This is a genomic window from Clostridioides sp. ES-S-0123-01 (assembly GCF_020658415.1).
Classification (GTDB): domain Bacteria; phylum Bacillota; class Clostridia; order Peptostreptococcales; family Peptostreptococcaceae; genus Clostridioides.
On record NZ_JACVWD010000008.1, the window covers coordinates 40,847 to 52,883 of the forward strand.

Genomic DNA, 12,037 nt, shown 5'->3' on the forward strand with positions numbered 1-12,037 from the left:
ACAACAAATGAATAAGGTTTATGTATCATATTATGGTGATTCTATATCCATAGTTGAAGGCAGATACAAACATGATAAAGATAAATTTTATATAAAAAACTTTAATGTATTTTCAATAGAGGATATTGCTCAAGATTTTTCTAAAGAAAAGTATGCTCTATTGAGATATGCATTAGAAAATGTAAAGTTAAAATCAAAACATATAGTGTTTTGTTTGAATACGAGAGATGTAATTCTAAAACCTCAAAAGTTGCCTAAGATGGATAAAAAAGATTTAGATGGATTTATGAAGCTAGAAATGGATGAAATGATGGCCCTGGAATCAGATGAGTATGTATTTTCATATGAAGTATCTAGTGAGATATCTGATAGGTCAGAAGGTGAAGAGGCTAGTTTAAATCTGATTATTGGGGCTATAAAGAAAGAAGAAATAAATGCAATTGTAGATATAATACATGAATTTGATTTGGTATTGGATAGAATAGATACATTATCAACAGCTTATTTAAGAATTCTCAAGAATTTAGATTACAATGATATAATGGTGACAAATATAAGCGATAATAGCACAATTATAAACATATATAAAAAAGATACTTTATTTATTAGTGATAATATACCAATAAGAATAACTGCTAAAGATATGGAAATGCAATTATTAAATGTGGTCGAAGAGTCAAAAGGACTTATGAATTACTATTCGTCAAGAAACTTTGGTAAGGTAACAGACACTATATTGATATTGGGGAAAAGGTACTCTAATAAATTAATTTATGAGGCTTTTAGTTCTGCATTTTCAAACTATGTTTCTCAAGGTCTTACAGAGATAATGGATATAGCTGATATGGTATCTGGTGATATAGATGAAGATGATATAAATTCAATTGTAGAACTTTTAGGTTGTATGATAGAGCCTAAAGACAAAAAAGATTTTGAAAATATAAATTTTCTACCAATAGATATACTTAGAAAACAAATGAAAGCTAAACAAATAAAAAGTGTAATGAAAATGGCACCTGTGGTTATTTTAGTGATTTCTATTCCATATTTATGTTTAATTTTTTCAAACAGTTTAGCTAATAAAGAACTTGAAAATGTAAATGATGAAATAAGAAATATTGAGTCTGCTTACTATCAAATTGGAAATATAGAAAAAATGATACAAAGTAAAACAGAAGAAATAAAGGTATATGATATGTTAATTGGGAAAAAGGTAAAATGGGAAAATCTATTGGATGATATAGATAAAAATACTCCAAGTAGAGTTGAACTAATGAGTTTATCAACGACTTATCAAAATCTTGGAACTACTAATAAAACTGAGAACTCAAATAACAATAAAACTACCACAAATAAATCAAGTAGTAATGAAACAAAATCAAATACAAAAAGTAGTAGTGATGGAGATAAAGCCAGCAGTGATTTAAATGAAGATAAGACTACAAATGTGTCAGAAGCATTAACTGGAGATAGTGGAACTGATAGTGCTGATACAGATAAAGATGATAAAACACCATTATATGATAAGATACCAAATGTTATAAACATAGAAGGAAATGCTAAAGATTCTTCTTATGTAGGTCAGTTTTTATATAAATTAAAGGGCTTGTATTATTTTGAAGATGTTAAACTGCATAGCATAAAAAGCAATGAAGAGAATTCCAACTATACATTTAATATGACATTATACCTGAAAGAAGGTGTATTAACTAATGAATAAGGACATATTTAAAAAAGATATAAAAGATATATTTAAAATGGAAGTTAGTCTAAAGGGAATACTTATAAAAGTTGTAATTTTACTTGCTATTTTATCCTATGGATATTTTGGACTTTATCCACAATATGAGAAATATGTTTCTACAAAAAATTCTGTAAAACAAGCTACACAAAAACTAAATACATATAAAGAGAAAACAGCTCTTATGCCAAAATATGAAAAACAACTTAAAAATATTGAAACTGAATTAAATGAAAAAAGTAAAAACCTATTATATGATATGCAAGATGGTCTGTTTCTAATTGGTTTAGACAAGAAAATGAAAACATATAATATTGACTTAACTAGCTATGATGTTGGAAATATTAGAGAATATGAACATTTTTATGGAATATCAACAACAATAAGTGTTAGAGGGGACTATAGAAATGTTAAAAAATTGATGGCTTATTTAGAAGAGCAAAAAAATGTTACTCAGATATTAGACTATACTATGACTTCATATATAGAGCCAGAAAAAGAAGAACAAGAGACAACAAGTAATAAAGACTTAATTAAAAATGTGAACATAAATAAAGATACAAAAATATATTGGGTAGAAGGCGAAGATAAATGGCATTTATATAATGACTGTCCATTGATAAAAGAAGGAGAAATTCTTAAGAATGACAAACTTTTAGATAGGTCAACAAGTTATCTATGTAACACTTGTGTACTTAGAGCTGCAACAGAAAAAGAAACAAAAAAAGAAGTAGCGACTCCAGAGGCAGAAGGTGTAGTAGAGGCTACATTTAAATTTATAATGTATACTAAAGAAAATACTACAATGGTACTTGATACAGATAATCCATCTTCATGGAGACCAGGAAAATATAATCCATTTAAATCTAGTGCAAAATAAAACCAAATAGGTTTTAAAGATAGGTGATGAGCTTGTACAAAAACAATGAAAGAGGTCTTACTTTATTAGAAATAATAGTAGCTGTATTTATATTGACTATAGTTTTAAGCATTTCTTATAAAGTATTTAATGGTATAACATCAGCAGTAAAAAAACAACAAATCATTACAGATGCTCAAGTAAATATTAATTTAATTAATAAATATTTAAATAGAGACTTAGAAAACTGTAAGGATGTAACAAAGAACAGTTCAGGTAGTGGCTATGAATACAATATAGAAACTCCAGAGAATACAGTAAAGTATGAAGTATCTATAGATACCAAAAACAATACAGGAGTATACTCTGTAACAAGAATTCAAGAAAATACCACTAATACTGAAGATGCACTTAGAGAAGAAATAATTTCTAATCAACCATTAGTTCAAAACAATAAAGAAATGAAGGAAACGCCATTTAAAATAGAAAAACAAGCTGATAAATCTATTTATACAGTAAGTGTATATTATAATGAATCAGCTCAAGAAGGCCAGAAAAGCAGTGATTTAAATAATAAGACTTATACATTTGATGTTATGTCAAGAATTGGGTAAATGGGAATTTATTTAAAAAATAAGTAGGTTGATAAAATATGAGTAAAAAGAGTAATGAAAAAGGATTTTCTTTAATTGAAGTATTAGTAGCTATGGCGATTATGGGAATTATATTATTTGCATTTTTTAATATTATCAATACTAATGAAAAGGCCAACACTAAAAATGAAGCAGATATAAGTTCCTTAAATTATGTTCAAAGTGAAATAGAGAACTTAAGAGAGAAAATAAAAAGTGGAACATTTGATTTTGACAGTCTGGATAAGCGAGAAGATGGAACAGTGGAATATGAAAAATTAATAGATAAATCAAACAAAGTCGTATATGATAAAGTACTTAACAAGGATGATGTGAGTTTATATGATACTCCATATAAAGAGATTACAACAGTAGAAGATAAAGACGGAAATATAATTGACAAGGAAAGTATTACAAACAAAGTAAAGGTTATTGTAGATGATAAAAGTGGTCAAATATACAAAATAACTGCAACGGGAAAAAGCATGAATGACTATTCAAGTAAAAAAGAAGTTAAAATTGTAACTGAAATATTTAAAGATAAATAATTTTACTTGGGGGTGAGATTTTGAGGAAGTATAATAAGATAAAAAACGAAAGAGGGGCGGCATTAGTTTTAGTTTTGGTTGTAGTAGCATTGCTTTCTATTGTTGGATTGACATTTTCAAATCAGATAGCTAATAGAATAAAATCTACAAAGACTACTAATGAGGGTATACAGGCCAAGTATCTAGCAGATACATGTGTGGAAAATAGTGTTGATAAAGCATATGAAAAATTGTATGATGAGCTTGAAAAAATAGATAATGAACTTAAAAGTGAAAATCAAGAAAAATCAATATCAAGGTCAGCATTAAGAAATATATCAAGTTTGGAACTTAATAATCAAGATGAGGAAAATCTTCCAGTGGAGAGACTTGGGTATATGAATAATATAAAGTTCTATTTAAATAAAGCTGCTCCAGATTTAGAAAAAGCTAGTATAGAGTTAAAAAAATTACAGGGTTTAAATATATTTGAGGATAGGGATATTGAAGATATAGCTGAAACTATTCTTTCACATAGAGATTCTACATTAAGAATTTGTAAGACTTATACTTCTGGAGATATCAGTAAAATAAATGAAAGTATTTTGGTTGGAGATATAGATTCAACTACATTACTTCAGGCAAAGTTAGTAAATAATGATATTCTTTTAAAAATGTTTTTAGAAGGAAATAAAGTTGAAAATGAACATTTAAATGGGACATTTTCATACACTTATAAAGCTTTAGATAGTATTTCTTTGGCAATGCAAAATATGATTGAATACAGACATACATTTCATATTGATGAACCAAAAGTAGAAATATCTGATGGAATTCCAGATTCTCAACAATATTATGACTTAATACAAAATCCTATAATAAATGGGAAGAGATATGGTTGGAATAGTAACTGGGATACATTAGAAAACTTGTTAAAACTCTTACCAAATCAAACTGAAGGATTTAATGCTTTGAGGGTTCACTTGAGAAATAATGTAAGGAAATTTGAAAAATTAAGTGAGAATATATATAGTGGAAATAAAAATACAGCAGAAGATTTTTTGGAATATAAAGAGTTACTATATGAGATATCAGACCAATGTAATCAGTTAAAAAGTATGTCTTATGAGAAAATACCTGTTAAATATGATAATATGACTTTGATAACAACTTTTGATTATATACAAAATGAGCTTTTAGCGGAGATAAAATGTAGACTGAAGGAATTAAAACCTCAAGAAGTTGATAAAACAGAAGATGCTACTATAAAAATACCTTTTTATAAAGCTGACTACGACATGACGAAAGAAAGCTGGCCAGAATTAAAAGAAAATGGCTCAGGGGCAGAGTTAAGTTTAGTAGTAACTGGTGATAAAGATGGAATAAAAGAGGTAGAAGTTAAAGATGGACAAAAAAATATTCTTGGATTAGGTGTTGAAGAAAACTCAAATTCAAAATATGAAGTTGAAGCTAAAGTTAAATTTAATATAAATGTAGATTCAAATATATTAGATAATTATGACATAAAAGATAAAATTTCAATTAGTCATGACATAAGTTCGTACAAAAAAGTAAACTAAACACAAAACTATAACTTAGTATAAACTAATAAGTAATAAAATGACTTTGTATGTTTATTACTAAAAAAGTAAGTAAATTAATAAAAGATATGGAGAATAAATATTATGTATATTTATGATTTATTAGAGCAAGCAATAAGTTTAAAGGCATCAGATATACACATAACAGTTGGTACAAATCCTGTAGCTAGAGTAAAAGGTGGATTTGTAAAGCTAAGTGAACAAATCTTGACACCAGAGATAACGATGCAAATGGCAAAAGACATAGCAGGGGAATCTATGTTTAAAGTAATAGAAGAACATGGAGAAGCTGATTTTTCAGCTTCTCTAAAAACTGGAGAAAGATTTAGGGTAAACTCCTATAGACAAAAAGGAAATTATGCAATAGCAATAAGAACTATAACAGCAGAAATACCAACTTTTGAGAAACTAGGACTTCCAGAAAACATAAAATCTTTTACTGAAAGACATAAAGGATTGGTTTTAGTTACAGGACCTACAGGAAGTGGTAAAAGTACAACACTTGCAAGTATGATAAATATAATAAATGAAACGCAACAAAAACATATAATTACACTAGAAGACCCAATAGAGTATGTCCATCACCATAAACAAAGTTTAGTAAACCAAAGAGAAGTAGGAACTGATACAGAAAGTTTTCACTCAGCTCTTAGAGCTATTTTACGTCAAGACCCAGATGTAATACTAATAGGGGAAATGAGAGACCCTGAGACTGTGTCAATAGCGTTAACAGCCGCAGAAACAGGACATCTAGTATTTTCAACACTACATACAGTTGGTGCTGCTAAGACAATAGACAGAATAGTGGACATGTTCCAGCCAGCCCAACAACAACAAATAAAAACTCAATTGTCTACAGTGTGTGAAGGGGTAGTATCACAACAATTACTTCCTACATCAGATGGGAAGGGTAGGATAGCTGCAATTGAATTGATGTTTGCAACACCAGCAATAAAAAACCTAATAAGAGAAGGAAAAACATATCAAATTCCAAATATGATACAAACTGGAGTTAAAGCAGGTATGAAAACTATGGATCAAGATTTAATGGAACTTTATAAAAATGGAAAGATTACAAAAGATATGGCACTTAGTAGATGTACTGACCAAGAATTTATGACTAGAATGATAGGTGGAGTAAGTTATAATGGAAATTATAGTCGTTAATTTATATGTATTTGTAGTTGGGCTAGTATTTGGAAGTTTCTTTAATGTTTGTATTTTTAGGATTCCAGAAGGTATATCTATCTCTAGTCCCCCATCTCATTGTATGAGTTGCAATACTAGATTAAAGACTATGGACTTAATACCAGTTTTTAGCTATTTAATGAGTGGGAGAAAATGCAGATATTGTGGTGAGAAAATTTCTAGTAGATATGCTATAGTAGAGTTAATTACAGGAATTTTATTTTTAACAGTATTTATGGTTTATGGAATATCCATATCGACTATTTATTATTTGGTTCTTGTATCTTTATTAATTGTAATAACATTTATAGATATTGACCACTTTATAATACCAGATAGGATACTAGTTTTTGGGGCTATATTTGCTATAATTTTTAATCTTCTACTAAAAGAAGTTTCAATTAAAGATTCTATTATAGGTGCTTTTGTATGTGGAGGAAGCATTTGGCTTATAGTAGTTCTAATTGAATTCATAATAAAAAAAGAATGCATGGGTGGAGGAGATATTAAACTATTCGCAATGTTAGGCTTATATATGGGTGCTAAAAATGGTCTTTTAACAGCTTTACTGAGTGTTTATGTAGGAGCAGTATATGGAATTTGTGTGATAGTTTTGAGCAAGATAAAGGGAAAGAAATACAATTCTGTTATACCTTATGGGCCATTTATATCAATTGGAGCATTAATAACAATTTTATTTGGAAGACAATTACTTGAATTTTACTTTTCTATACTTATGTAGAGGATAGTTAAATTTAATGTAATTTTAATTTTTATAAAAGTGAATTAAAGTAATCAATAAGGACAATATTATTATTAACCCTACTACATAGTACTGTAGACTATGGAGTATATAATAATAATTTCCTTATTTTTTGCATATTTGATAAATAAATCCTTATATATTTTTTGTGATGGATTAAAGAAAAGTTCGTATAATATGCTTTTTATTTACATAGTAACTGTAGTTTTATCTGTATTAATATATCTAAAATTTGGGATTAGTACAGAATGTGTACAATATATAGTATTGATTCCATTTTTAATAATTATATCTATTATAGACTACTACACAATATATGTATATGATATAACAATAGTTAGTGGTATAATAGTTCAAGGTGTAATTTTTTTAATCTTTTGCAATATAGTGCAAATTGACTATATAACTCATATATTTGGACTGGCAATAGGTTTTATTATACCTTATATTATTGCTAAATTTACAAAAGGATTAGGCTATGGAGATGTAGGTCTCTATAGCTTATGTTGCTTTGCATTGGGAAATAACTATGGATTTTATGTGATAATTTTATCATTTATTTTAGCATTTTTATTTTTTGTTATTTTATATGTAATTAAAATTTTTAAAAATATAAATATCAAAAAACAAATTCCTTTTACACCATTTATTTCTCTAGCGACAATTATAATAATATTTACAGAGTATAATATATTTGATTTTTATTATAGTTTGTTATATAAATTTCTATAACAGGAGGTAAAAAATGTACGTAGTAGTAGGGTTAGGAAATCCAGGAAAAAAATACGAAAAGACTAGACATAACGTTGGATTTGATGTCATAGATATTCTTGCAAAAGAATACAACATTAGTGTTACTAAAATAAAACACAAAGCTTTAATTGGCGAAGGTAGAGTAGGTACTGAAAAAGTATTACTAGTAAAACCACAAACTTATATGAATTTAAGTGGAGAAACATTAATAGATATATATAAATATTATAAGGTAGATTTAAATAATATAGTAGTAGTGTATGATGATATAGATTTAGATGTTGGAAAGATACGCATAAGAAAAAAAGGAAGTGGTGGTACTCATAATGGAATGAAATCTATAACGAAGTGTTTAGGTTCAAATGATTTCCCAAGAGTAAGAGTAGGTGTATCTAAGCCAGAAGTTGGCCAAGACTTAGCAGATTTTGTACTTTCTAGATTTAGAAAAGAAGAATCTGATAATATAAATGAAGCACTAGAAAAAGCGGCGTGTGCTGTTGACTCAATAATAAGAGAAAATATAGACATGTCTATGAACAAATACAATGGATAGTGAGAGGGAGATTTAAATGAATGATGTTTTTTTATATCCTTTGCAGAACTCAAAAGAGTATAAAGATATAATAAACTGCATAAAAAATACAAAAGGCTCATTATTGGTTAATGGACTTTTACCAGTACAAAAACCTCATATATCATATTCTATGTTTAATGATTTGTCACGACAAATGATTTTTATCACAAGTAGTGATTTAGAAGCAAAAAAAGTATATGAAGATTTAAATTTTTATGTTGGGGATAAGGTCGAATATTTAGGGTTTCAAGATATTTACTTTTATCATTTAGATGCAAAGGACAGAAACGAAGAAGCAAAAAAATTAAAGGTGTTGTTAAAACTAGCAAAGAAAGAAAAAATAATTTTAGTGACTTCTATTGAAGCCGTTTTAAGAAAATATATACCAAAACAAGTTTTACTTGATAGTGTGTCTCATTACAAAGTGGGGGATAGTTTAGATTTAGAAAAATTAACTGAGAAGTTAGTTTCCTTAGGATATGAAAGAGTTTCAAAAATAGAGGGGTTTGGTCAATTTAGTATAAGAGGTGGAATTATTGATGTGTTCTCGCTTGAGTATACAAATCCGATTCGTATGGAATTATTTGATGATGAGATAGATTCCATACGAACTTTTGACGTATTTTCTCAAAAATCAATTGATAAATTACAACAATTCTCTATAACCCCTTCAAGAGAATTTATTTATCCAGAAAAAACTACAGATGCATTAGTTAGATTAAAAAAAGAAACAACTAAAAATACTGATGAAGGAACCTTTCAAAATATAGAATATATATCAAGTAAGACCTATTTTGAAGGTGTAGAAAACTATATAGATTATATCTATCCAGAAGAAAACAAAAGTATATTTACTTATCTAGCAGATGATGCAATAGTATTTATCAATGATATAACAAGACTTAAGGAAAGGTGTGAAAATTACTTAAATGAGTTTAGAGAAAATTACAAATTAAACCTTGAAAGAGGTTTAGCTATTAAAAATCAAGGAAAACTATTATACCACTATACAGATTTAGAGTACCTAGTAAAAGACAAGTCTGTAGTCTTAAATTCACTATTACCAAAGTCTATAAATAACTTTTCTGTAAAATCCATAATAAATTTTGAAAGTAGAGAAGTACCTACATTTAATGGAAAAGTAGACTTACTTGTAGAAGAATTAAATCGGCTGAAATACAATGGCTATAAAATAATTTTGGCTACAAATACATTGGAAAGAGCAAATAAATTAGGAAAAGATTTATTGGATAAAGGCTTAGAAACAACTGTTTCTAAAGATAGAGATATTGAAATTAAATCTTCTCAAATTGTAATTGTACCTGCACATATAAATAGTGGTTTTCAGTATAAATCCATAAAATTTGTTGTTATAACAGATAATGAAATGATAGGGGTCTATAAGAGAGCCTCTAAGACTAGTAATAAAAAAGCCAAAAAAGGAAAGAAGATAGAGTCATTTTTAGATTTAAGCGTTGGAGATTATGTAGTACATGAAAATAGTGGTGTAGGTAGATACACAGGAATTGAACAGATTACAGTTAACGCCATCAAAAAAGATTACATGAAAATAGTTTACCAAGGTGGAGATAATTTATATGTACCAATAGATCAGATGGATAAAGTACAAAAATATATTGGTGCAGAGGTAGAAAAAGTTAAGTTAAATAAGCTTGGAACAAATGAGTGGACAAAGGCAAAGGCAAAAGTCAAAAAAGAAATTGAAGATATGACAAAAGACTTAATTGAACTCTATGCAAAACGTGAAAAGATACAAGGGTATAAGTTTTCAAAAGATACACCTTGGCAGGCAGAGTTTGAATCCTTGTTTCCATATCAAGAAACAGAAGACCAATTAAAAGCAATAGAGGAAACTAAACATGATATGGAATCAAGTAAAGTAATGGATAGACTTGTTTGTGGAGATGTTGGCTATGGAAAAACAGAAGTAGCAATTAGAAGTATTTTTAAGGCATGTATGGACCAAAAGCAGGTTGCAGTATTAGTACCAACAACGATACTGGCTCAACAGCATTACAATACATTTAAAGAAAGGTTTGAAAATTATCCTTTGAGAGTGGAAGTTTTGAGTAGATTCAAGACTCCAAAGCAACAAAAGCAGATTATTGAAGATGCTAAAAAAGGGTTAGTAGATATTTTAATTGGTACTCATAGAATAATATCTAAAGATATAAATTTACCAAACTTGGGTCTTGTAGTTATTGATGAGGAACAAAGATTTGGTGTAAAACACAAAGAAGCTTTAAAGAAAATTAAATCTACAGTAGATGTTCTTACACTTTCAGCAACTCCTATACCAAGAACTCTACATATGTCTTTAAGTGGGATAAGAGATATGAGTGTTATAGAAGAACCCCCGCAAGAAAGACATCCTGTAATAACGTATGTTACTGAGAGTAAGGAAAGCGTAATTCAAGATGAAATAGAAAGAGAATTAAGCAGAGGTGGACAGGTATTCTTCGTATACAATCGAGTTGAACATATTGAAGAAATGGCAAGTATGATTCAAAAGCTTGTGCCAGATGCTAGAGTAGCTGTTGCACATGGAAGAATGACTTCTAAATCACTAGAAAATATAATCTTAGGATTTTTAAATAAAGACTATGATGTGCTAGTATGTACTACAATAATAGAAACAGGCATGGATATATCCAATGCAAATACCATGATTATATACGATGCAGATAAAATGGGATTAGCTCAGTTATATCAGTTAAGAGGTAGGGTTGGAAGAAGTTCCAGACAAGGATATGCATATCTCATGTATGAAAAAGATAAGACTTTAAGTGAAATAGCAGAAAAAAGATTAAAGGCTATTAGAGAATTTACAGAATTTGGATCAGGCTTTAAAATAGCGATGAGAGACCTTGAAATCAGAGGGGCTGGAAATATTTTAGGTTCTCAACAACATGGTCATATGGCAGTCATAGGTTATGATTTATATGTCAAAATGCTTAATGATGCAATTAAAAAGGTTAAAGGTGAGCCTATTGTTGAGGAAATTGATGTTGAAATAGATTTAAGTGTAAATGCATATATTCCAGACAATTATATTAAGGATGAATTGATTAAGATTGAAATGTATAAGAAGATTGCTTCTATTGAAAATAGGGAAGATATGTTGGATATACAAGAAGAACTTGAAGATAGATTCTCTGATATACCTAAACCAGTACAAACACTACTTACAATAGCTTATATAAAATCATTGTGTAAGATATTAAAAATAGAAAAAATTAGACAAGTGAAAGATGAAATATTATTAGTTCCAATAACAAAGTATAGAACTAAACAAAAAATAGGTTATAATATAGTTACAGAATTAGAAGAACTGTTAGAAAAAATGTGCAAGGTCAAATAACTTGTAAATTTAAGAAG

At 28.3% G+C, this 12,037-nt stretch carries 10 protein-coding genes; all 10 read left to right on the forward strand.

Annotated features, from left to right (window positions below):
• Nucleotides 1-7: 7 nt before the first annotated feature.
• Nucleotides 8-1,720 carry a PilN domain-containing protein gene (locus IC175_RS16830; protein ID WP_227436323.1) on the forward strand — a complete coding sequence of 571 codons (1,713 nt, stop codon included), beginning with the start codon at nt 8-10 and terminating at the stop codon, nt 1,718-1,720.
• On the forward strand, nt 1,713-2,621 hold the full coding sequence (gene pilO / locus IC175_RS16835; protein WP_227831528.1) for a type 4a pilus biogenesis protein PilO: 909 nt from the start codon (nt 1,713-1,715) through the stop codon (nt 2,619-2,621). The genes IC175_RS16830 and pilO overlap by 8 nt, the downstream gene beginning before the upstream one ends.
• 26 nt (nt 2,622-2,647) lie before the next feature.
• Nucleotides 2,648-3,214, forward strand: a complete 567-nt coding sequence (locus IC175_RS16840; protein WP_227483599.1) for a prepilin-type N-terminal cleavage/methylation domain-containing protein — start codon at nt 2,648-2,650, stop codon at nt 3,212-3,214.
• Nucleotides 3,215-3,252: 38 nt separating this feature from the next.
• Complete coding sequence (locus IC175_RS16845; RefSeq protein ID WP_227436318.1) at nt 3,253-3,780, forward strand: prepilin-type N-terminal cleavage/methylation domain-containing protein; 528 nt, start codon at nt 3,253-3,255, stop codon at nt 3,778-3,780.
• Between the two features lie 20 nt (nt 3,781-3,800).
• Nucleotides 3,801-5,339, forward strand: a complete 1,539-nt coding sequence (locus tag IC175_RS16850) for a hypothetical protein (protein ID WP_227483598.1) — start codon at nt 3,801-3,803, stop codon at nt 5,337-5,339.
• Nucleotides 5,340-5,444: 105 nt separating this feature from the next.
• Nucleotides 5,445-6,527: a type IV pilus twitching motility protein PilT gene (locus tag IC175_RS16855; RefSeq protein WP_227835014.1), complete on the forward strand. Its 1,083-nt coding sequence runs from the start codon at nt 5,445-5,447 to the stop codon at nt 6,525-6,527.
• Nucleotides 6,508-7,290 (forward strand): A24 family peptidase, encoded by a 783-nt coding sequence (locus IC175_RS16860; RefSeq protein ID WP_227851753.1) that lies wholly within the window; start codon nt 6,508-6,510, stop codon nt 7,288-7,290. The genes IC175_RS16855 and IC175_RS16860 overlap by 20 nt, the downstream gene beginning before the upstream one ends.
• Nucleotides 7,291-7,488: 198 nt before the next feature.
• Nucleotides 7,489-8,043, forward strand: coding sequence for a prepilin peptidase (locus tag IC175_RS19730; RefSeq protein ID WP_413927253.1), 555 nt, complete (start codon nt 7,489-7,491; stop codon nt 8,041-8,043).
• A 13-nt stretch (nt 8,044-8,056) separates the two neighbouring features.
• Nucleotides 8,057-8,617: an aminoacyl-tRNA hydrolase gene (pth, locus tag IC175_RS16865; protein WP_227436306.1), complete on the forward strand. Its 561-nt coding sequence runs from the start codon at nt 8,057-8,059 to the stop codon at nt 8,615-8,617.
• Nucleotides 8,618-8,633: 16 nt separating this feature from the next.
• Complete coding sequence (gene mfd / locus IC175_RS16870) at nt 8,634-12,020, forward strand: transcription-repair coupling factor (protein WP_227436304.1); 3,387 nt, start codon at nt 8,634-8,636, stop codon at nt 12,018-12,020.
• Nucleotides 12,021-12,037: the final 17 nt, after the last annotated feature.